Origin of the sequence: Kribbella sp. NPDC023972, assembly GCF_040639075.1 — a bacterium.
Classification (GTDB): Bacteria; Actinomycetota; Actinomycetes; order Propionibacteriales; family Kribbellaceae; genus Kribbella.
In genome coordinates, this window is record NZ_JBEZZH010000001.1 from 1651786 (window position 1) to 1672626 (window position 20841).

The window sequence follows — 20841 nt, forward strand, 5'->3', positions numbered from 1 at the left end:
CGTCAGGCTCACCCCCTGAGCGGGCGGACGCACGACCCGAGCCCATTGTGATGGCCTGGGCGTCCACTCATTCGTCCAGCCACGCTCGCACCGACTCGTTGTGCTCGCCGAGTCGCGGCGGCGCCAGGTTGGTCTCGCGAGCACCGGCGTACGGTTGGTCGTCGAAGCGGAGCGGCGGCCCGGGCAGCTGGATCCTGCCGAGCGTCGGGTGCTCGACGTCGATCAGCAGTCCTTGCGACAACGTCTGTTCCCACTCGTAGACCTGCTGGAAGTCACGTACCTTCCCGGCCGGAATGCCCTGCTCCGCAAGCCTTTCCAGCCACACATCCGCCGGCTCTTTCGCGAACGCCGCTTCGATGGCCGCGGTCAGCTCGGACCGATGCGCCACCCGGGACGAGTTCACCGCGAACCGTTCGTCGGCCGGATCCAGCCCGACGATCGGCGCGAACGTCCGCCACTGCCCCTCACTCCCGACCGCGACCTGCACGATGTCGTCCTTGGTCCGGTACAGCCCGTACGGCGCGATCTGGGCATGGTGGTTGCCGACCCGCTCGGGCAGCTCGCCCGCGACCGTCCACTTGGTCCCGTGGAACGCGTGCACCCCGACCACCGAGGCGAGCAGGCTCGTCCGTACGACGCGCCCCTTCCCGGTGATCGATCGTTCGTGCAGAGCCGCCAGCGCCCCGTAGGCGCCGTACATCCCGGCGAGCAGGTCCGCGATCGGTACGCCGATCTTCGTCGGCTCGACCGCGCCGGTGATGCTCATCAGACCGCCCTCGCCCTGCGCGATCTGGTCGTACCCGGCCCGTCCGCCGTCCGGACCGTCGTGCCCGAACCCGGTGATGGACAGGATCACCAGCCCCGGGTTGAGCTCGTGCAACCGCGCGGTGGAGAACCCGAGCCGGTCGAGTACACCCGGCCGGAAGTTCTCGATCAGCACGTCGGCGCGCCGGACCAGCTTGGCCAGGAACTCCTTGCCCTCCGCGGACTTGAGGTCGGCCGTCACCGACTCCTTGTTCCGGTTGGCCGACAGGTAGTACGTCGACTCGCCCTCGACGAACGGTGGGCCCCAGCCGCGGCTGTCGTCGCCGCCTGCGGGGGTCTCCACCTTGATCACCCGGGCGCCGAGATCACCCAGCATCATCGCGGCGTGCGGCCCGGCCAGCGCCCGGGTCAGGTCGACGACCACCACATCCGACAGGAGATTCTGCACGTCGTCACCCTAGGCGAGAACCCAGGCCCGAGCCGTGACGCGATTCTCATCCAGATGCCGGACAGCTGAACCGATCCGGGTCGTCGTACGTGTACCGAGTGAGGACGGACCTCACAGCCAGGAGGGGAACCATGTCAGCACGCACCAGCATCGCCGCAGCCGCCGTCATTCTCGCGGCCGCCACCTTCGGCCTACCGAGCGCTTCCGCGGCGCCCGCCATCCCGCTGAGCGGCGGTCAGGAGACCCAAGCCGCGGATCCGGACGGCCACGGGTTCTTCACCTACACCCTCGAGGGCACCACCTTCTGCTGGACCCTCAGCTGGGAGAACATCGAGACCCCGACCGCGGCCCATGTGCACGTCGGCGCCCGGCACGTCGCCTTCGCAGGAAACATCGTCATCGACCTCAATGCCGACGGGGTGCCCGGACCCGACACGTCCGGCTGCAGGACCATTTCCGCCGAACTGGCCGCCGCGATCAGCGCCGAGCCGAAGAACTACTACGTCAACGTGCACACCGCGACCTTCCCGGGCGGCGCCATCCGCGGTCAGCTGAAGTAGACCTCAGCGTCGGGACACCTTGCGCGCCAGCGACGCGAGGCGATGGGTCACGTCTCGCGGGCGTTCCTGCATGAGCATGTGTCCGGCGCCCGGGTACATCCAGAGGCGCGCGGTGGGCAGCTCGGCGGCCATGCGGTTGGCGTGCCGGGGTGGGAGAAGGCGGTCGCGGGTGCCGTGCATGATCTCGACCGGGAGCTGGTCGAGCACCTTCAGCGCGTGACCTCGGTCGTGCTGCAGGATCGACTCGAAGAAGCCGCCGTACGACGGCCCCGGCACGAACGCGAGGTCCGCCAGGAAGAGATCCACCTCGGCGGGATCCACCTTCTTCCCGAACACCATCTGGCGTAGCGCGGGACGCTGCAGCCGGGCTGCCACCTCGAGCGCCCGCCGGCGCCGGGCCGCGACCGTCGCACGCCGCTGGACCCTGCGTTCCACCCGCGCGCCGACGAGGTTCACCGCCCGCGGAGCGAAGACCGCCGCGGCCGCGTCGAGCCGGCTGGGCAGGCCGAACGCTCCAGAGCTTGCCTGGCCGGACGTCGTACTGACCAAGGCCGCGGCCGCGATCCGGGAGCCGAACAGCTCAGGTCGCTCGTCGGCGAGCGCCATCAACGTCATGCCACCCATCGAGTGTCCGGCGTACACGACCGGACTGTCACCTACCACCTCGTCGAGCACCGTGACCAGGTCGTCCGCCAGTTGCTCGATCCGCATCGACCCGGCCGGCGCCGGGTCCGACCGGCCGTGACCACGATGGTCGAACGTGACGAGGCGTACTGCGTCCGGCCCGAGGATCCGCGGCAGTCTCTCGACCTGGTGGTGCCATGACCGCGTCGAGCAGGTCCATCCGTGGACGAGCAGCACCGTTACGGGTGCCTCTTCCGGCCCAGTCGTCTCGACGTTCAGCCTGAGGCCGTCGGACGTCATCACTGCCGACCGTTCCGCCTGGATCGTCACGCAGTCTCCCGTTCCCGCTCGCCGGCCTCCAGGTGGGCGGCGCGCAGGCGTCCGCCGCGGGCGCCACGTCCGACCAGCCAGGCGATTCCGGCGATCTCCATCAGACCGACCACGCCGAGCAACGCGTAGCCGCCGTTCCACATCCATCGTGGCACGTCCGTACGCTCCTCCCGCCGCAACACCTGCTGCTCGTCGATGAACTCGACCGTCTGCCCGTCCGACACCTGCACGGCCGGCTTCTCGATCGCCGTGTCCTCCGGCGCGTACACCCACATCGACACCAGGTCCCGCTGGCCTTGGTGCAGCCGGATCATCGACTTCCACTTGCCGTACATCGGCAACGCGTCCGTCGACCGGTAGGTGCCGTCAGCAACCTTCACCATCCGGTGCGTCAGAAATCCGCCGCCCTGCCAGGCCATCGCCTCGAACCACCGGGCATCCTCGGCCGCGTCGGCGGGCTCCAGCTTGACCGTCACGTACGCCGTCGGCTCGGCCCCCGTGGCCACCCGCTCCAACGACACCGTCGCGGACACGCCCGGCTCGGCCGACCGCGGCACGCAGAAGAACACTGCCCCGAGTACGACGGCCAACCCGACGGCTCCGAGTTGATGCGTACGCCGGACCGCCACCGGGCGGACGTGCCGGATCCCGGCCGCCTGACCCTGGCCGGCCACCTCGGCGAACCGGGTGGCGAGCCAGGCTCCGACCATCCCGGCTCCGATTCCGGTCACCACGCCGTACCCGAGGGCCGACGGAAGCATCGACGAGGGCCATGGGATCGGCATCCAGAACTGGCTCCAGGCATACTCGGCGACCACGCCGACGCTGCCGATCAGCGCGCCGGCGACGATACCGAGGCGGAAGCGATTCTTGTTGCCCAGGGCAAACGCCACCGCCTCGACCAGGAGTGCTTCGACGATCAGCAGCGGGAAGTGCGCGAGGATCCCACCCAGCGGCTGGTCCACCGCCCACGCGATTCCGCCCCGGATGACCAGGTAGACGGCCAGCGCGGCAAACGTCGTACCGGGGCCGCGGCGGGCACGTAGCACGGTGAAGGCCAGCGCGGCGCCGAACGCGATCAGGATCGGGTGCAGGACCAGCGGGAACTGCGGTACGCCGTAGTTGAACTCGGTGCTGAACAGGTCCCACGCGATCAGCAGCGCGCCGACCGAGACGATCTCCTGGAAGAACCGGCGCTTGTTCGGTCCCATCAACTGCTCGACCTCGGCGATGGCGAGCAGCCGGGCGAAGATCGACAGTACGACGCCGCCGATCATCAGCAGGTGGGTCGGGCCCCACAGCGTGACGTCCTCACCGAACAGCCGGTGCCAGACGTCGTCCAGCGGGAAGCCGACCAGCGCGAAGGTGCCGCAGACCGTGACGAGCGCGGCGCTGCACGGGATCCGCCAGCCCTTCGTCAGCTCGAGCGTCCGGGCCGGCAGCGGTTTGCGGGCGAGGGCGATCGGCAGCACGCCGGACACGATCACGCCGAGGATGCCGAAGAAGATCGGGTAGTGCGCCGGCGTACCGAACGGGCCGGTGTCGCGGCCGCGGGCGATGTGCACCGCGATGTCCCACCAGACGCCGAAGGCGCAGGCCAGCAGCGAGACCGCGTGCAGGTACGGCGTCAGCGCGGCCCATCGGGGGACTCCGTCCAGTCTCCCGATGGTGTCCGCAAGCCGTCCCACCAGCGTGACGCGTCCGGTCCGTTCCCGCCACAGGAGCACGGCGAGTGCGACGTACATCAGGGAGACGAGCCCGGTGACGATCGCGATCTGATCGAACGTCGCCGTACCGGTGGTTGCCAACGGGACCGCCATCGGGTGCTCCTTCATCGGCTGTACAAGCAATGCGACGGCACGCATGCGCCATGGGTGATGTTACATCTTCTATGTAACGTTGAGTCTGGAAGACTGTCAAGCGTGGAAGCACGCGATGAGGAACTCACCGTCGACCAGCTCGCCGCCAAGGTGGGCATGACGGTCCGCAACGTGCGGGCGTACGCCGGCCGCGGCCTGATCCCACCGCCTCGCCTGGTCGGCCGGACCGGGTACTACGGCGCCGACCACGTGGCGCGGCTCACGCTGGTCCGTGAGCTGCTGGGGAAGGGCTACACGCTGGCCGCGGTCGAGCGGATGATGAGCGAGCTGCCGGACGGCGCCATGGCGCTCGGCGTCTTCGAGACCTTGGTGAACCCGTGGACGCCGTCCGAGCCGGAGGTGCTGGACGAGCACCAGCTGGCCGAGCGGGCCGGCGTACCGCACGATCCGTCGGTCATCGAGCGGCTGGTCGAGCTCGGCATCGCCGAACGCCAGGACGACGGCCTGCTCCGGATCCCCAACCCCGACCTGCTCCGCACTGGCCTCGAGGTGATCAAGCTCGGCGTCCCGATGCAGGCGATCTTCGAGATGCTCCCGAAGCTGTTCACCCAGGCCGACGCGGTCGCCAAGACGTACGTCGAGCTCTTCCGCAGCACCGTCTGGCGCGAGTTCGCCGACGCCGGCCTCCCCGCCGAGGGCTGGCCCGAGATCCAGCGCACCCTCGAACACATCATCCCCCTTGCCGGCCAAGCCCTGGTAGCCGCCTTCCGCGAAGCGATGGCCCGCGAAATAGAAACAGTCGCCTACGAAGAACTAGGCCTAGACCCCAAAGCCTTACCCTCAACCGGCTGACGGCGTTCACCCGGGCGGCGAGGTCGAGGTCAGGGAAGTGCAGCTGTCAAATCGGTGTGGACGAAGTGTTTGCCCTTGAAAAGCAGCGACTCTCCGGCATCCTTGGCCAGCGCGTAAGCGAAACAGTCGCCGAAGTTGAGCCCAGCCGGATGGCCGCTCCCCTTACCGAAGTCGCGGTACGCCTCGCGCGCCGTCCGCGCCTGCGCCTCAGTCACGGGCTCCACCACGATCTCCGCAGCGGCGATGAGTTCGTCGAAGCGGCGACTGACCACTGGATCGCGCGCACTGTCCAGCACCACCGCCGCCTCCAGGAAGTTCGCCGCCGACATTCGCCGCGACGGCGCTGCTTCGATCGCCTCGGCGAAATCCGCGGCGTCCGGTTCCGCCCGCAGGATCGCGATGACGGCCGAGGTGTCGATGATCACCGGGGTAGTCCGTTCTCGTCATACAAGAGGTCGCCGTGGTCGGCGGTCCGCAACTCATCAGGCAGTCGGCGGGCCGTGTCGGCGCCGATAGCAAGCAGCCGATCCGCGAGGCCAGCGCCGCGCAGTCGCCTGACCCGGGCGAGGCGCTCCCGAACAGCAGTGTCGACGGCAGCCGTCTGGGACTCGCCCGTCAAGCGCGCGAGTTCACGCACCAGGCCGTGCGTGTCTTCGTTCTTGATATTCAAACTCATAGCGGAACCCTTCTACCTACATGCGGAACCATTCTACCCTAACTCCACGGCGCGTTCGTCGCCCCCCATCTGATCCTGCTCATCCTCCTCGGCGGCGGAACCACGCGATTGTCATCGCCGTCACGCCACGCATTGGCCCTCGCTGCCATCACGGATCGCCTGGTCTCCATGGAGTAGTGCAATCGATTGCAGGCAGACTATTGTGGACGGCCTGCCGCCCTTCTGGAGAGGATCCGCTCATGATTGCCGCCGCGTTGACAACGCCTTTTGACCGGGATGAGAACGTCGATCTGGGCGGCGTCCGGGCGTTGGTGGAGCATGTGATCGACGGTGGGATTCCGGCGGTTTTCGTGGCTGGGACCAACGGTGAGTTTCCGGCGCTGGACGATGGTGAGCGGCTCGAGGTCATCTCGGCCGCGCTGGAGGTGGCCGGTCCTTCGCGGGTGATCGCTCACGTCGGTGCGGCGACGACCCGGCAAGCGGTCCGATTGACGGCTGAGGCCCGGCGTCGCGGCGCCGAACGGCTGGCCGTCATCACCCCGTACTTCGTCCCGGCCGGACCGGAGCGCCTCGTCGAACACTTCGAGCGCTGCGCCGTCGCCGCGGATGGCGCCGACGTCTACGTCTATGTGTTCACAGCGCTCGCCGGCACCGTCGTACCGCCCTCACTGCTGAGTAAGCTCGCGACAATCGAGGGCATCGTCGGCGTCAAAGTCAGTGGCGCCGGGACGGACGTCGTACGCGCGTATGCCGAAGCGACCCCGCCGGACTTCGAGGTGTGGTCCGGCAACGACGCCGAGCTTCGCGACGTGATGCTTGCCGGAGGCACCGGAATCGTGTCGGGCAACGCCGGCGCGCTGCCCACCCTGTTCGCGGAACTCCTGACCGGCTCCAGCGCTCAGCCGACGGTTCAGGCGGCGGTGCAGACAGTCGAGGGCAGCATTGCCAACATCAAGCACCTACTGGATCTGCAGAATCTCCCCGGCGGCCGCTGCCGAATGGCGATCGATCCGCCCGGCACCGAACGCCGCGCTGCGTTGGCCCGGCTACTGACCTGACGGTCGACGGTCGACCGACTCGTCCTTGCGGCGACTGCGCATGACGAGCAGCGTCATTCCGCCCGCAAGTACGACCACCACCGCGACCGCTCCGATGACCCAGGTGGCACCGGTGTAGTCGTCCGGGTCGGCGTCCTGGGCGCCGGGCGGGTTCGGGTTCGGTGACTCGGTCGCCCCGAGCGTGGGGCTGGGCGTCGGGTCGACGGCAGGCTGAGCTGCCGACGCGCTCGCCGGCATCAGCATCAGCAGGAGCCCGAGCAGCACGGTACTCAGCACTTTGGCTCTCATAGCAGCCCGGTGCCCCGGTCACTGCCGGGCAAACCACCGTCTCCGGCGGCAACTGGTAGAATGACGACGTCGGCCTTCGAACCCCGCGGCACCGCCCGCGCGTTCGGAGGCTTTTTTCATGCCTTCTTACCGCTCATTGCTCAGCCATCGCGAGTTCGCCGGCCTCTACGTCAGCTTCACCCTCCTGGTCGCCGCCAGCACCCTGTCAGGCTTCGCGCTCGCCACTCTGATCAACGATCAGACCCGATCGCCGTTCCTGACCGCCATCAGCATGTACGGCGCAACGTTCGCGACCGTGCTCGGCGCACTCACCCTGATGTCGGTCGCCGACGGCCGCCATCCGCGCCGGACCCTCGTCGTACTGCAAGGCGTCTCACTGCTCGGCGTCGCCGCGCAGGCGGTGCCCGGACTGCCGTTGCCGATCCGGTTCTTGCTGCTGCTCGTCGTGGGCTTCTTCCAGTCCCTCGGCACCGGCACGCGGATGGGCCTGCTCGCCGAGATCATCCCGACCGCCTCCTACGCCCTGGCGCGTTCCCTGATGAACATCACCTCGGGCGGTATGGCGATCCTCGGGTACGCCGTCGGCGCCGTACTCCTGCGCGTGCTGAGCCCGACCGGAGTTTTCGTGGTCGCCACGGCGCTGACCGCGATCGGGCTGGTCGTGGTAGCCGCGACCGTCCGCGAGCATTCGATCCGGTTGACCCCTCGCCCCGGACTACGACAGACCTGGTTGACGAACGTCGTCCTCTTCTCGATGCCGGGCCGGCGCGCGCTGCTGCTCAACCTCTGGGTCCCGAACGGGCTGATCGTCGGCTGCGTCGCGCTTTTCGTCTCCTATGCCCCCGGGCAGGCCGGCATCCTGCTTGCGGCGGGATCGGCGGGCATGCTGCTCGGCGACCTGGCCGTCGGGCGACTTCTCACGGCCGATCAGCGTCGCCGCAGCGCGTTTGGGCTTCGCCTGCTGCTCGCAGCGCCGTACCTGGTGTTCGCCATACAGCCGCCGATCGTCGTGACCGTCGCGGCCGTGTTCGTCGCCAGCGCCGGGTACGCAGCCACGCTGCCGCTGCAGGAGCGGTTGGTCGAGCTGACGCCCGACGGGATCCGCGGTCAGGTCCAGGGCGTCGAGTCGGCCGGGCGGATGACGTGGCAGGGCATCGGCGCCGCGATCGCCGGTGGACTCGCGCAGTACGTCACGACCGCGGTGACGATCACGGTCCTGGCCGCGATCTCGCTCGCGATCACGGTTGTCTCGCGGCCGTTCGTAGTTCGTGCTCCAGTCGCAGCAGGCGATCGGCCCGGGCGTTGATGTCGGCCGCGGTGGTGAGGCCGTCGAGGTGACGCCCGTACCAGTGCACCAAACTCGATGCCTCACGCAACAATTGCAGATCGGGTACGTCGTTCAGCTCGGCCTCGGTCAGCGGCAGCCGCGCGACGTACCCACGCCGGAAGGCGTCGGCCGCGGCCTCGTCGTACTGACCGAAGGACCACAGACCGATGGCGAGGTCCATCGCGCGATACCCAGGGCCGACGGCCTCGAAGTCGAGGATGGCGGTGACGCGCGCGCCGTCCATCAGCACGTTGGTCGGGCCGAAGTCGGCGTGGATGATGCTCCGGGGAAGCTCGCGCACCCTCTGAACGACGGCGAAGATCCGGGCCACCTGCTCCGCCTTGTCGAGGATCGCGAGCAGCTCGCCGAGGTAGGGCACCCGCCGATGCACTTTGGTCAGGTCGCGATCCCACTCGTTTCGCGGGGGCAGCGCCCGCCGGTCGAGTCGGGCCAGGGCCTCGTCCAGCTCCGCCAACGCCGCACCACAAGCCTCAGCCCGTACGACGTCCCCGCGCCGTGGATGCTCACCCGGGATGAGCCGACTCAGACTGGCCGTGACCACCTCACCATCAAGCTCGCGCCGTACGACGGTCGAGCCATCCTCAGCCGGCAGTGGCACCGGTACGCCGAAGGACAGTCCGCCGAGCGCCCGCAGTACGGCGTGCTCGTAGTCGGGCGCCGTCGTGTTGCGATGGATCCGCAGTACGAACTCGTCGCCGATGTAGTAGCCCGCGTTGTTCGTTCCCTCCGCCACCGGCCGGACATCGCGCGCACGGACACCCCAGGCGTTCAACAGTTCGTCCACCGGCCCATCCTCTCTTGTGGCCCGCATGCCTTCGGGTACAGGGAGCGTGGCGGAGGAACTGGGGGTTCCGAGTTCGGAGGGCAGGAAGGACCTCTTCCGATGGCGGAACTGGATATCTCGACACTGACGCCGCAGCAGTTGGGGCCGATGTTGCGGTGCTGGGCGGCGGGGATGGAGAACGTCGAGGCCGGCGTCGAACTGCTGATCGCCCACCGCTACTGGCTGGAGCGGGCCGACTTCAGAGCGAGCTGCATCACCGCCGACGACGAGGGCTGGAGCCCTGACGGCACCATCTGCTCCATCGCCACCATCGACTGGGCCGCGGTCGCCGACACCGCCAAGGACACCGACGCACCACCAGCAGCCGGAAGCATGCTCCGCCTCGCCTGCGCCCTCGCCGACGGCCGCACCCACGCCGTGGCACTTGGCAAGGAGCTGCAGAATCTCGACCGGTCCGACGTACCCCTGATCCTCGAAGCCGTCGCCCACACCACCGGCTGGCACCACACCGACGCCCCCGTCCAGGTCACCGGCACCTTCGAACAGTAACCACTCTCACGCGATCAGTAGCCACCCCGACGCTTACGGTGGCACTTCACGCTTTAGTGGACACCCGACCCTCGCCTGACCCTCAGACACCCCCGACCGGCGGCTAAGGGCTGCGTAGGTACCGATATCGGTAATTTTCCGCATGTGCGCGAACTCTGGGCTTGGGATGTTGTTCTAACCAACCACAGGCCGAAAGCGCCTCCCGCACAGGCAGGACCAGAACGATGAGCCGACAGATCCAGCTCCGCCGCAGACCACTGCGTACGCGGCGCACCACGAGGACCCTCGACCTCCGCACCCCGTCCGGCCGGCCCTTGCCGTTCTGACGCCAGTCCCCTCCCCGAGAAACCGCACGACCATGAAGCTCAGACTGCACGTCCACCGCACCTTCACCGGCGGCTGGTGCGCCGACATCGACGACGACCACGACCGCCAGCCCGACGACCCCTACTGGTGCGTCGACCAATGGCCCACCCTCTACGAAGCCCTAACCGCCGGCTGCGCCCAGTTAGCCAAATTCACCACCACCCGCCCCACCCGCCTAAGCCAGCAATACACCCCTACCGCCGCCTAACCCACACCTCTCCCCGCTCAGCAGCACCCCCGCGCCGCGACCGGTCCCCCCTCGCGCTCCCCACCGCCCCACGGCCCTCCCGCACCACTCCCCTCAGCCGTCCTGGGGTGGCCGTCGACGGCTGCCGAGACCACCAGCGTGCCCATGCTTTCCTCGGTCAGCGGGCGGATCAGCTCCTCCAGGTCGCCGTCACCGGCGTACGTCGCCCAGGTCGCGCGCGTGGTCGGGGCGGTTCGGGTGGGCGGGAAGGTCGCCTAGGTCGGCGTCCCAGTCGTCGTACTCGTCGTACTCGTCGTACTCGTCGTCGGGCAGGGTCGCCTCGTTGCGGCGGGCGATGCGGAGGAAGGCGAGGATCAGCAGGATCGGGCCGAGCACCATCGCGGTCTCGGGGATTCCGCCCAGGTGCACGGCGATCATGATGCCGTCACCAACGCGATCCCGCCGGCGGTGAACGCGACCATCGCGGCGAGCATCGGGTACTGCGCCCGCCGCAACTGCCGGCGGCGGAACAGTTCGGCAGCGCGATCGTGCGCGGACACGACCCCGAGCACGTGTCCGAGCACGATCGCGCCGATCTGGACCCCCGCGATCACCCCGGTGCCCAGGAACGTGTAGTCGATCCGCGCGCCGCTGGTCCCGAGCAGGTCCCACCCCCGGCCGAACGGATCGGTCGCAAGCAACACACCCTCCTGCCCCTGGAACATCGCGAGCGAGAAGTAGTGGGCCACCGCATATCCAATGGCGATCGGCACCAGCGAATGCACGAACGCTCCCGGCAACCCGGCCCGCGCGACGACTCCGGGCCGCACTCGCGCCGCGCCGGACGTCCGCGCAGCCAGCACGAAGAGCACTGACACGACCGCCACGGATGTGATCAAACCCAGAGTGTGTACGACGATGTGTTGCGTCCGGCCGAGTTCGCCCGTCAACTGCGTCCAGGCCGACCAGCGCGAGATGCCATCGAAGGCCGTTGACCCGAGCAACAAACACAGCAGCCCGACGAGGCCCGGCTCCTGCGGCATCGTGGCCAGTCCTGCCAGCGGGTTCCGCAGCACCAGTCGGCCGTCGGGGCCGCGCCCGAGCGGACTCAGTCGCGCAAGCACTTCGCCGTACACCTCGAAGCTGTCGCCGATCCGGAACCAGGCCGGTCCATAGACGATGCCTGCGGCAACATTCACCACGGCGTACCCGGTGACGAAGATGGCGACGACCAGCGGTTCGGAGCCATCCGGATACGCGAGCTCGAGGCAAAGAAACCCGGCCAGCCCAGCAACCGCCGGCCAGTAGGCGATCCTCTCGGGAAGCTCCCGGTACGACGCCCGGCGCTCGACTCCATCGGGCAGCTTCCAGTACGACGCGCGGCGGACGACGTCGGCGATCGTGCGCAAGGGGTTCGCGAGCCGCCAGATCGGGCCGCAGACGAGCGAGAGCGGGATGATGCCGACCCAGATCCACACGTACAGCCAGGTCGGCGCCGGGTTGAGCGCCGGGGAACTGCTGCCGAACCAGGCCGCCCCGAGTATCAGCGCGAGCGCCGAAAGCCCGGCCAGTTTGAGCAGGAATCTGGTCACTCGATTGTCGGCAATCCGCGTCAGCAACCCGAGCGACTTACCGGCGGTACCCTCGAACCTCGGCCGCGACCAGAACGCCGCGAGCGCGAAGAACGAGACGGCCACGGCAGCTCCGGCGGAGTAGACCGCCAGCCACAGCGGCACCGGCAGATCACCGCGGCCGCCGATCCCGTGCAGCGGAATCAGCAGTTCCACCACGGCACCCGCCTCCGATCAGCCGGCTATCTGACCGATCGAATGTAACACGGTCGATGTCACATAGCGAGGGTCTGATACTCGGTCGCGTCGAAACGCCTGGTCAGCCGGCGGAACTGGAACGTGAACGACGGCCAGATGGTGGTGTTGCGGCCCTCCGAGTCCAGGTACCAGCTCGTGCAGCCGCCGCGGGCCCAGACCGTGTCGCGCATCGACGACCGGACACCGTCCACGAACGCCCGCTGGACCTCCGGCCGGACGTCGACCTCACGCAGCCCTTCGGCGTCCATCGTCTTCAGTGCATCCAGGATGTAGGCGATCTGCGACTCGATCATGAACACCATCGAGCTGTGCCCGAGCCCGGTGTTCGGGCCGATCAGCATGAAGAAGTTCGGGAAGCCGGAGACCGCCGTACCGAGGTGAGCCGCCATTCCGTCGGACCAGGCCTCGCGCAGCGAGACGCCGTCGCGGCCGTGGACCATGTCCATCACCGGCAGGTCGGTGACCCGGAAGCCGGTGCCGTAGATGATCGTGTCGACCTCGTGCTTCACGCCGTCCGCGGTGACGATGCCGGTCGGCGTCACCTCCGCGATCCGATCAATGATCACATCGACATTGGGCTGTGCGATCGCCGGGTAGTAGTCGTCGGAGATCAGCACGCGCTTGCACCCGAGGGTGAAGTCCGGCGTCAGCTTCGCTCGCAGCAGCGGGTCGCGGATCTGCCGCTCGAGATGCTTCTCGGCAACCTTCTGCACCTGCTTCATGATCGCCGGCAGCTTGGCGAACCCGAGCACCATCGACTCGCGACCGCAGTAGATGCCGGCCCGGAACGCCTTCTGGATCAGCGGAAACCGGCGGAAGACGGCCTTCTCGATCTCGGTGATCCTGCGGTCCGGCCGCGGCATCACCCACGGCGGCGTGCGCTGGAACAGGTGCAGTTCCTCGACCTCGGGCTGGATCGCCGGCACGAACTGGATCGCCGAGGCGCCGGTCCCGATCACCGCCACCTTGCGGCCGCTGAGGTCGAGGTCGTGATTCCACTGCGCGGAGTGGAAGACCTCACCCTCGAATGACTCGATCCCTTGCAACGTCGGGTACGACGGCTCGGCGAGTGGACCCATCCCCGACAGCAGCAACTGCGCGCTGAATTCGCCCTGACTGGTGCGGATCCGCCACTGGCCGTCCTCCCAGTACGCCGCCTCGACGGCATGACCGAAGCGGATGTGCGGGCGGATACCGAACCGGTCGGTGACGTTGCGCAGATACTCCTCGATCTCGGGTTGCGGCGAGAACGTCGACGACCACTCGGGGTTGGGCGCGAAGGAGAACGAGTACAGGTGCGAGGGCACGTCACACCGGCAGCCCGGGTAGGTGTTGTCCCGCCAGGTCCCGCCGACGTCCTGCGCCCGCTCCAGTACGACGAAGTCGTCGTACCCGGCCTGTTTGAGCCGGACAGCCATCCCGATCCCGGCAAATCCGGTGCCGACCACGACGATCCGGTGATGCCTGCTCTTCTGCGCCATCGGGTGCCCTCCAGCCTGCCGAGAAGAACTTACTCCGAGTAAGTTACTCAAAGTCAGTTAGACTCCGCAAGTGACCTCCACCACGCACAAGCCAAGCCCGACACCATCCCCGGAGACCACGACGGTGAAGCGGCGGCGGAATCGGGCTGCTCGGGAACGGGAGATTCTGGAGGCCGCTGAGCGGATCTTCGGGGAGCGCGGGTATCAGAGGACCTCAATGGACGACGTGGCCGCTGAGGTCGGGGTGTCGAAGCCGCTGATCTATCAGTACTACGGCTCCAAGGACGGGCTGTTCCTCGCCTGCCTGGCCCGGCTCCGGATCCAGTTGCTCGACACCGTGTCAGACGCCGTGCTGGCCGCACCGGATGCGGAGGACGCGCTGTACGCCGGTTTCGTCGCGTGGTTCGAGTTCCTCGACGATCACCCGCAAGCGTGGTCGGTGCTGATCGACGAAGGCATGCTGGGCATGAGCCCGGCCGCCGGTCCCGCCGCCGCGGCCACCGACGAGGTCCGCGCCGCCTTCATCGAACTGATCACCGCCATGGTCCGGATGAACCTCGCACCAGGCCGGACCGTCGACGAGGACGAGATCCAGATCATCGCCCAGAGCATCTCCGGCGCCACCGAACGCCTCGCCATCTGGCGCAGCCGCATCCCCGCCCCACCCTCCCCAGCAAAAGTAGCCCGAACCCTCCAAGACCTCCTCTGGCAAGGCCTCCACACCCTCCGCAACCCCTGACCAGTCCTCCCACACCCAGCTGGCTTGGGGCCTTGATCGACGAGCACGCGAACCGAGGGACGGGGCGGTCGACCCAATGCAGGCCGCGCACCAGGTGGCGGGAAAGTGTCGATGGTTGGAGGCATGCTGTGGGCCATGTCGATTCCGCGGGCGGTCGCAGTCGTACTCGATGCCGGGAGAGTGCTTGTCATCAAGCGGTACCTGCGACTGAGCCGGGCCGTTGACTGCGTGATGTGTGCGGCCGGCGGCTGGCGCGGAGCCGACTGCGGAGGCCACCGCTACGCGGTGCTGCCCGGCGGGCATGTCGAGCCGGGTGAGACCGCGGAGGAGGCTGCTCTGCGCGAGCTCGATGAAGAGACAACTCTCTCGGCCGAGGTCGATCGACTGCTCTGGACCGGCTCGCACAACGGACGGACGGCCCACTACTTCCTGATGACGAACGTCCAAGGTACGGCGACCCTCTCCGGCGATGAAGCCACCGCCAACTCCCCCAACAACAGCTTCGAACTGATCTGGGCCGATGTGCACACGCTTGCAGCGCATCGCATCTACCCGATCGAGATCGGAGCCCGTCTCCTCGCGCTCGTAGACGTCTGAGGGCAGCCGAGCAGCGCATTCTCTGGGTGGCTCCGCGGGCGGGAAGTCAACGGCGCCGAGATGGTGGCTTCAAAACTCCAGTGTGCAGACCACCGCGCGATGGTCGGATGGCGTGATGCCCTCGACCGCGTCACCCACCGTCCAACTCTCAGTCGCAGTGACCGGCCGGTTGAACATCCCCGGCCGGAAGAACACGTGGTCGATCCGCTCCCCCACCAACTCGGGCCCAGCCTCTGCAGGCGCGGTCGTCTCGGTCGGGTCACCCACCCACGCATCGGTCAACAGGTCGGACAACGGCCGCAGCAAGGGACTTCCCGGCGGCGCGTTCAGATCGCCCGCGACCACGACCGGCAGGGGCCCGTCCAGGGCCGGATCCGTGGCCAGCGAAGCCAGCAGACCGGCCTGCGCCAGCCGATCGTCGTTGTACGCCGGGTCGTACTCCAGACACGCCACCACCACATGCAGCGGCGCGTCCGGATGCGCAACCGTCGCGACAACAGCCACCGGATCAAACAGACGATGCCGGGCAGGCATCGGAACCACGCGCCAGCCGACGATCTCCCATCGGCTCAGCAACCCGATCCCAACCTCGACCCGAGCGTCGCGCGGATCCCGCGGCACATCCGTCGCCGGCGGGTACGACGGACCGGCGTACGCGCCATGCAAGCCCAGCTCCGCCGCCAGCGCCGCCACCTGATCCGTTGCCCCAGTCCCCCAAACTTCCTGTAAGGCAACGACATCCGGCTCCACCGAGCGCAGCGTCTGCGCGATCAGCTCATGCCGCGCGACCCACACCGGACCGAACCGCCACCAGGCGTTCCACGTCATCATCCGCAACTCGCCCATACCCTCGCGGTTCCCCGACCCAACCCTGAGAATCGCAGCTGACGGATGTCACGGGTACGTCGTGACGCTCGATCCAGGGGCACGACGCCGTACCCGGAGAACCTTCTTGGTATGACGACACAGACTGCGGTCAGCCTGACGGGCGTGACCAAGACATACGGGGCGGTGCAGGCGGTCGCCGGGGTGGATCTGAGTATCCGGACCGGTGAGGTGGTGGCGTTGCTGGGTCCGAACGGGGCCGGCAAGTCGACGACGATCGAGATGCTGCTCGGCCTGGTCCGGCCGGATCAGGGCAGCGTCCAGGTGTACGGCGGCACGCCGGTGGATGCGATTGCGCAGGGCCAGGTCGGGGTGATGCTGCAGAGCGGCGGAATCATCGAGGACGCCAAGGTCGGCGAACTGGTCAACCTGGTGGCCGGGCTGCACAAGGACCCGATGCCGGTCGGCGAGGCGCTCGACCGGGCCGGGATCGGCGACCTGGTCGACCGGAAGCTGAAGGGGCTGTCCGGTGGGCAGAAGCAGCGGGTGCGGTTCGCGATGGCGATCATCCCGCAGCCCGACCTGATCGTGCTGGACGAGCCGACCACCGGGATGGACGTCGAGTCCCGGCGCGACTTCTGGGCGTCGATGCACGCCGAGACCGCGCGCGGCCGGACCGTGCTGTTCGCCACCCACTACCTGGAAGAGGCGGACGCGTACGCCGATCGCGTCGTGCTGATGCGCAACGGCACGATCGTTGCCGACGGCACCGCCGCACAGATCAAGGCGAGCGTGTCCGGTCGACGGATCCGCGCGACCGTACCCGAGGCCGATCTCGCGACCCTCGCGTCACTGCCCGGCGTACGCAACGTCGAGACGCGCGGCGACGTGGTCCTGCTGCAGTGCGCCGACTCCGACGACACCTTGCGCTACCTGCTCGCCAACACGCGAGCCCACGACATCGAAGTGACCTCGGCCGATCTCGAGGACGCCGTCCTGGCGATCGGCGCCGGCCAGGTCACCGCAGAACGGGAGACCCTGGCATGAACCGCGACTATCTGATCTTTGATATCCGCCGCACCCTGCGGAACCGGCGGGTGCTGATCTTCTCGATCCTGATGCCGCTGGTGCTGTTCGTCATCTTCGGCGTGACGCTGCCCGAGGGGGCCAGCGAGGGTGGGCTGTCCGCGGTCGCCTACGTGATGGTGAGCATGGCGATGTTCGGTTCGATGTCCGCGGCGATGAGCAGTGGCGGCGTCATCGCGGCCGAGCGCGACGGCGGCTGGAACCGCACGCTGCGACTCACCCCCCTCAAACCACAGGCGTACGTCGCCAGCAAGGTGATCCTCTCGCTGTTGCTGGCGCTGCCCCCGTTGATCGTGGTGTTCCTGTCCGGGATGATCTTCGGCCACGTGCACTTGGACGCCGGCCAGTGGGCCACCGTCGCACTGGTGTCCTGGCTCGGCGCCCTGCCGTTCGCCGCTCTCGGCCTGGTCATCGGGTACGTCGCCAAGCCGGACAGCGTGCAGCCGATCACCGGACTCGCCACCATGCTGATCGCGGCCTTCGGCGGACTGTGGTTGCCCGTGGACCAGATGCCGTCGCTGATGAGGCACATTGCGCAACTGACCCCGGCGTACTGGACGGGCCAGACGTCCCGCAGTGCGCTGACGCAGAGCGGTCTGGACACGCACGCGCTGCTCGTGGTGCTCGGGTGGACCGTGGTACTCGGCGTCATCGGCCTGCGCAGGTTCCGCGCTGATACCGCCCGCGCCTGAGACCCGTGCATTAGCGTGAGGGACGTGACGAGGACTCCAACTCTGATCGAGAGCCTGGCCGAGCGTGACAACACCCGGCCAGGCCGTTGGGGTTGGCTGGCCACGGGGGTCTGGCTGTTCTACCTGACCAACCCGTTGAACACGATCCTCGACCAGCACGGCGCCACCCGGGTCTTCGGTCTCGTCACGCTCTTCCTCTTCGCGCTCTCGTATCTCGGCTTCTTCAGGTGGATCGGCCGGGTCGGGCTCGCCAGCGGGGCGGCGCTGTGGCAGCGGGCCGGCTACCTGGCCGCGATGCTGGTGCTGACCCTCGCGCTGATCCCGTCCGCCGGCCAGAAGGCGCTGACCTGCTGCGTCTACATCGCGGCGGCCTCGATGATGGCGCTCGACCTGCGGGCCGGGATCGTCGTCGTCCTGCTGCTCCTCGGCGGCGTGGAACTGTCGATGCGGGTGGTGCCTGGCTGGACGACCGACAACAGCTATGGCTTCGCGATCTTTCTCGGTGCGCTCGCCGTGCTCGCGATCCGGCGGGCGATCCAGCGCAGTGTGGAACTCGCCAAGACCCGGGAGGACATGGCCGAGCTGGCCGTCCAGGAAGAGCGGAACCGGTTCGCCCGGGACCTGCACGACATCCTCGGCCACTCGCTGACCGTCATCACCGTCAAGGCCGAGCTGGCCGGTCGCCTGATCGCGGCCGACCCCGAGCGGGCCACCGCGGAGGTCGCCGACGTGGAGAGTCTGGCTCGGGCGGCGCTGGCGGACGTCCGGGCAGCCGTGGCGGGGTATCGCGAGCTGAGTCTCGCCGGCGAGCTGGTGTCCGCCCGGGCCGCGTTGACGGCCGCGGACATCAAGGCCGACCTGCCGACCACGGTGGACGAGGTGCCGGAGGGGCACCGTGAGCTGTTCGCCTGGGTGGTGCGTGAAGGCGTGACGAACGTCGTACGGCATTCGGGCGCCAAGCGATGCACCATCCGGATCGGCGCTGCGGAGATCGAAGTACTGGACGACGGGAAAGGACCGACTCCCGGCGGCGGGGCGTCCGGTCATGGGCTGGTGGGACTGCGGGAGCGCGCGGGCCAGGCCGGCGCGAGTGTGCAGATCGGCCAGGCACCTGGAGGCGGATTCCGCCTGGCTGTCAGAGTGGGCCCGTGAGCATCCGATTGCTGATCGCGGACGATCAGGCGCTGGTTCGCGGTGCGTTGGCCGCGCTGCTGGACCTCGAGCCTGACCTCGAGGTGGTGTCCGAGGTCGGCCGTGGTGACGAGGTGGTCGCGGCCGCGCGGACGACCATGCCCGATGTCGCTCTCCTCGATGTCGAGATGCCGGGCCTGGACGGGATCGAGGCGGCCGCCGCGCTGCGGGGCGCCGTACCCCGGGTCCGGATCCTGATGGTGACCACCTTCGGCCGGCCCGGGTACCTGCGCCGGGCGATGGAGGCGGGTGCGGCCGGTTTCGTCGTCAAGGACACACCCGCGGCCCAGTTGGCCGACGCCGTACGGCGGGTGCACCAAGGACTCCGGGTGGTCGACCCGTCACTGGCCGCGGAGACGCTGGTCGCGGGCACGAGTCCGCTCACCGCCCGCGAGTCCGACGTACTGCGGGCTGCGCTGGAAGGTGGCACCGTCGCCGACATCGCCAAGGAGCTCCACCTCTCCGAGGGGACCGTCCGCAACCATCTCTCCGCCGCGATCGGGAAGACCGGCGCCCGCACCCGGGCCGAAGCCGCCCGGATCGCGGTCGACAACGGCTGGCTCTGAAGGTTCTCCCCAGCTTAGGGTTGGGACAAGGGGAGGAATCACATGTCGATCGAGCAGTTCAGCGTGCGCGGGCGGTTGGCGGACACCGGTGAGGGAATCACCGGCGACGAGCTGCAGCTGGCGGCGCGGAATCACGGCATGCCGCTGGAAGGCCTGCGGTACGACGTGACACCGCCGGGGCTGCACTACGTCCTGGTGCACTACGACATACCGGCGACGAACGCGGCGACGTGGTCGCTCACGATCGACGGATGCGTCGAGCAACCGTTGTCGTTCGGGCTGACCGAGTTGCGCGCGATGGGCCGCCGTACCGTGCGAGTCACGTTGGAGTGCGCGGGCAACGGACGGGCCGCGTTGCAGCCGCGGCCGATCAGCCAGCCGTGGTTGAACGAAGCGGTCGGTACGGCGGAATGGACCGGTGTGCTGCTGTCCGACCTGTTGCGGGCAGCCGGGATCCGGGATGACGCGGTGGACGTCGTGTTCACCGGCGCGGACCACGGGGTCGAGCGCGGTGTCGAGCAGGACTACCAACGCGGCTTGTCGGTGACCGAGGCGATCGACTCCGGTGCGATCGTTGCGTGGGAGATGAATGGTCAGCCGTTGCCGCCGCAACACGGTTACCCGCTGCGCCTCGTCGTACCCGGGTGGTACGGGATGGCGAGTGTGAAGTGGTTGCGGTCGATCGAGCTGATCGACCACGAGTTCGACGGCTACCAGAACGCGGTCGCGTACCGGATCCGCAAGGACGCGAACGAGCCCGGTGAGCCGGTCACCCGGATCCAGCCGCGCGCACTGCTCATCCCGCCCGGCTTCCCGGATTTCATGAGCCGCCACCGTTTCGTTGCCGCCGGCACCGTTACGTTGCAGGGCCGGGCCTGGTCCGGCTGGGCTCCGGTCGAGCGGGTCGAGATCAGCGTCGACGCCGGCGTCAGCTGGCAGCCGGCCAAACTGGATGCCGCCGGCAACGACGAGCTCGCCTGGCGGTCCTTCGCGTACGACTGGGACGCCACCCCCGGCGAGCACGTCATCACCGTCCGCGCCGTCGACGCCAGCGGCCGCGAGCAACCGGTCGAGGCCGAGTGGAACCGCGGCGGCTTCGCCAACAACACCGCCCAGCGAATCACCGTCCTGGTCACCTGAGGGTGTGCCTGACCCGCGTGTCGTTGGCCTGATCCGCCGG

Annotated in this window: 24 protein-coding genes; 13 read left to right on the plus strand and 11 right to left on the minus strand. The window is 68.5% G+C overall.

The window, feature by feature from the left end; genetic code table 11:
* Window positions 1–67 precede the first annotated feature (67 nt).
* Window positions 68–1213, minus strand: coding sequence for a CoA transferase (locus AB0F43_RS07815; protein ID WP_360472152.1), 1146 nt, complete (start codon window positions 1211–1213; stop codon window positions 68–70).
* A gap of 131 nt (window positions 1214–1344) precedes the next feature.
* Between AB0F43_RS07815 and AB0F43_RS07820 the strand changes: the two genes are divergently transcribed.
* On the plus strand, window positions 1345–1773 hold the full coding sequence (locus AB0F43_RS07820) for a CHRD domain-containing protein (RefSeq protein WP_360472155.1): 429 nt from the start codon (window positions 1345–1347) through the stop codon (window positions 1771–1773).
* Between the two features lie 3 nt (window positions 1774–1776).
* Here AB0F43_RS07820 and AB0F43_RS07825 read toward each other — a convergent pair whose 3' ends face one another.
* Both AB0F43_RS07825 and AB0F43_RS07830 read right to left on the minus strand, forming a co-directional pair.
* Window positions 1777–2727 carry an alpha/beta hydrolase gene (locus AB0F43_RS07825; RefSeq protein WP_360472157.1) on the minus strand — a complete coding sequence of 317 codons (951 nt, stop codon included), beginning with the start codon at window positions 2725–2727 and terminating at the stop codon, window positions 1777–1779.
* Window positions 2724–4547: a hypothetical protein gene (locus AB0F43_RS07830; RefSeq protein ID WP_360472159.1), complete on the minus strand. Its 1824-nt coding sequence runs from the start codon at window positions 4545–4547 to the stop codon at window positions 2724–2726. Before AB0F43_RS07830 ends, AB0F43_RS07825 begins: the two co-directional genes overlap by 4 nt.
* A 102-nt stretch (window positions 4548–4649) precedes the next feature.
* Between AB0F43_RS07830 and AB0F43_RS07835 the strand changes: the two genes are divergently transcribed.
* On the plus strand, window positions 4650–5399 hold the full coding sequence (locus tag AB0F43_RS07835) for a MerR family transcriptional regulator (protein WP_360472162.1): 750 nt from the start codon (window positions 4650–4652) through the stop codon (window positions 5397–5399).
* Window positions 5400–5428: 29 nt separating this feature from the next.
* Here the strand turns inward: AB0F43_RS07835 and AB0F43_RS07840 are convergent, their stop codons facing one another.
* Both AB0F43_RS07840 and AB0F43_RS07845 read right to left on the minus strand, forming a co-directional pair.
* Window positions 5429–5824 carry a type II toxin-antitoxin system VapC family toxin gene (locus tag AB0F43_RS07840; RefSeq protein WP_360472164.1) on the minus strand — a complete coding sequence of 132 codons (396 nt, stop codon included), beginning with the start codon at window positions 5822–5824 and terminating at the stop codon, window positions 5429–5431.
* The gene (locus AB0F43_RS07845) at window positions 5821–6075 is read right to left on the minus strand and encodes a type II toxin-antitoxin system VapB family antitoxin (protein WP_360472166.1); all 255 of its coding nucleotides are present in this window, start codon (window positions 6073–6075) and stop codon (window positions 5821–5823) included. The genes AB0F43_RS07840 and AB0F43_RS07845 overlap by 4 nt, the downstream gene beginning before the upstream one ends.
* A 239-nt stretch (window positions 6076–6314) precedes the next feature.
* On the opposite strand from AB0F43_RS07845, the gene AB0F43_RS07850 reads away from it, so the two are divergent.
* Window positions 6315–7133 carry a dihydrodipicolinate synthase family protein gene (locus AB0F43_RS07850; RefSeq protein WP_360472169.1) on the plus strand — a complete coding sequence of 273 codons (819 nt, stop codon included), beginning with the start codon at window positions 6315–6317 and terminating at the stop codon, window positions 7131–7133.
* Here the strand turns inward: AB0F43_RS07850 and AB0F43_RS07855 are convergent.
* A complete protein-coding gene (locus AB0F43_RS07855) occupies window positions 7122–7421 on the minus strand; it encodes a hypothetical protein (protein WP_360472172.1) in 300 nt (99 codons plus the stop codon). The genes AB0F43_RS07850 and AB0F43_RS07855 overlap by 12 nt on opposite strands.
* 118 nt (window positions 7422–7539) lie before the next feature.
* On the opposite strand from AB0F43_RS07855, the gene AB0F43_RS07860 reads away from it, so the two are divergent.
* Window positions 7540–8727 carry an MFS transporter gene (locus AB0F43_RS07860; protein WP_360472174.1) on the plus strand — a complete coding sequence of 396 codons (1188 nt, stop codon included), beginning with the start codon at window positions 7540–7542 and terminating at the stop codon, window positions 8725–8727.
* On the opposite strand, the gene AB0F43_RS07865 is transcribed toward AB0F43_RS07860, so the two are convergent.
* Window positions 8660–9553, minus strand: coding sequence for a phosphotransferase (locus AB0F43_RS07865; protein ID WP_360472177.1), 894 nt, complete (start codon window positions 9551–9553; stop codon window positions 8660–8662). The two genes, AB0F43_RS07860 and AB0F43_RS07865, sit on opposite strands and share 68 nt — an antisense overlap.
* 99 nt (window positions 9554–9652) lie before the next feature.
* On the opposite strand from AB0F43_RS07865, the gene AB0F43_RS07870 reads away from it, so the two are divergent.
* Window positions 9653–10102 (plus strand): hypothetical protein, encoded by a 450-nt coding sequence (locus tag AB0F43_RS07870; RefSeq protein WP_360472180.1) that lies wholly within the window; start codon window positions 9653–9655, stop codon window positions 10100–10102.
* A 358-nt stretch (window positions 10103–10460) separates the two neighbouring features.
* Complete coding sequence (locus AB0F43_RS07875) at window positions 10461–10676, plus strand: hypothetical protein (RefSeq protein WP_360472183.1); 216 nt, start codon at window positions 10461–10463, stop codon at window positions 10674–10676.
* Window positions 10677–10865: 189 nt separating this feature from the next.
* On the opposite strand, the gene AB0F43_RS07880 is transcribed toward AB0F43_RS07875, so the two are convergent.
* Genes AB0F43_RS07880 through AB0F43_RS07890 form a run of 3 tightly spaced genes read right to left on the minus strand, consistent with a single transcriptional unit; the run spans window position 10866 to window position 13965 of the window.
* Window positions 10866–11093 (minus strand): hypothetical protein, encoded by a 228-nt coding sequence (locus AB0F43_RS07880; RefSeq protein WP_360472185.1) that lies wholly within the window; start codon window positions 11091–11093, stop codon window positions 10866–10868.
* The gene (locus tag AB0F43_RS07885; RefSeq protein WP_360472188.1) at window positions 11090–12442 is read right to left on the minus strand and encodes a hypothetical protein; all 1353 of its coding nucleotides are present in this window, start codon (window positions 12440–12442) and stop codon (window positions 11090–11092) included. Before AB0F43_RS07885 ends, AB0F43_RS07880 begins: the two co-directional genes overlap by 4 nt.
* A gap of 59 nt (window positions 12443–12501) precedes the next feature.
* Window positions 12502–13965 (minus strand): NAD(P)/FAD-dependent oxidoreductase, encoded by a 1464-nt coding sequence (locus AB0F43_RS07890; protein ID WP_360472190.1) that lies wholly within the window; start codon window positions 13963–13965, stop codon window positions 12502–12504.
* A gap of 70 nt (window positions 13966–14035) precedes the next feature.
* Between AB0F43_RS07890 and AB0F43_RS07895 the strand changes: the two genes are divergently transcribed.
* Together AB0F43_RS07895 and AB0F43_RS07900 are read left to right on the plus strand one after the other, a co-directional pair.
* Window positions 14036–14704, plus strand: a complete 669-nt coding sequence (locus tag AB0F43_RS07895; RefSeq protein WP_360472193.1) for a TetR/AcrR family transcriptional regulator — start codon at window positions 14036–14038, stop codon at window positions 14702–14704.
* A 135-nt stretch (window positions 14705–14839) separates the two neighbouring features.
* The gene (locus tag AB0F43_RS07900) at window positions 14840–15301 is read left to right on the plus strand and encodes an NUDIX domain-containing protein (RefSeq protein WP_360472195.1); all 462 of its coding nucleotides are present in this window, start codon (window positions 14840–14842) and stop codon (window positions 15299–15301) included.
* Window positions 15302–15370: 69 nt separating this feature from the next.
* On the opposite strand, the gene AB0F43_RS07905 is transcribed toward AB0F43_RS07900, so the two are convergent.
* The gene (locus AB0F43_RS07905; protein WP_360472198.1) at window positions 15371–16147 is read right to left on the minus strand and encodes an endonuclease/exonuclease/phosphatase family protein; all 777 of its coding nucleotides are present in this window, start codon (window positions 16145–16147) and stop codon (window positions 15371–15373) included.
* A gap of 111 nt (window positions 16148–16258) precedes the next feature.
* On the opposite strand from AB0F43_RS07905, the gene AB0F43_RS07910 reads away from it, so the two are divergent.
* Genes AB0F43_RS07910 through AB0F43_RS07930 form a run of 5 tightly spaced genes read left to right on the plus strand, consistent with a single transcriptional unit; the run spans window position 16259 to window position 20801 of the window.
* Window positions 16259–17173 carry an ABC transporter ATP-binding protein gene (locus AB0F43_RS07910; protein ID WP_360472201.1) on the plus strand — a complete coding sequence of 305 codons (915 nt, stop codon included), beginning with the start codon at window positions 16259–16261 and terminating at the stop codon, window positions 17171–17173.
* Window positions 17170–17904, plus strand: coding sequence for an ABC transporter permease (locus AB0F43_RS07915; RefSeq protein ID WP_360472204.1), 735 nt, complete (start codon window positions 17170–17172; stop codon window positions 17902–17904). The genes AB0F43_RS07910 and AB0F43_RS07915 overlap by 4 nt, the downstream gene beginning before the upstream one ends.
* A 24-nt stretch (window positions 17905–17928) precedes the next feature.
* Window positions 17929–19056, plus strand: a complete 1128-nt coding sequence (locus AB0F43_RS07920; protein ID WP_360472207.1) for a sensor histidine kinase — start codon at window positions 17929–17931, stop codon at window positions 19054–19056.
* Window positions 19053–19661 (plus strand): response regulator transcription factor, encoded by a 609-nt coding sequence (locus tag AB0F43_RS07925; protein ID WP_360472209.1) that lies wholly within the window; start codon window positions 19053–19055, stop codon window positions 19659–19661. Before AB0F43_RS07920 ends, AB0F43_RS07925 begins: the two co-directional genes overlap by 4 nt.
* Before the next feature lie 42 nt (window positions 19662–19703).
* Entirely contained in the window at window positions 19704–20801 is a 1098-nt protein-coding gene (locus AB0F43_RS07930; protein ID WP_360472212.1) for a sulfite oxidase, read from the plus strand.
* Window positions 20802–20841 lie beyond the last annotated feature (40 nt).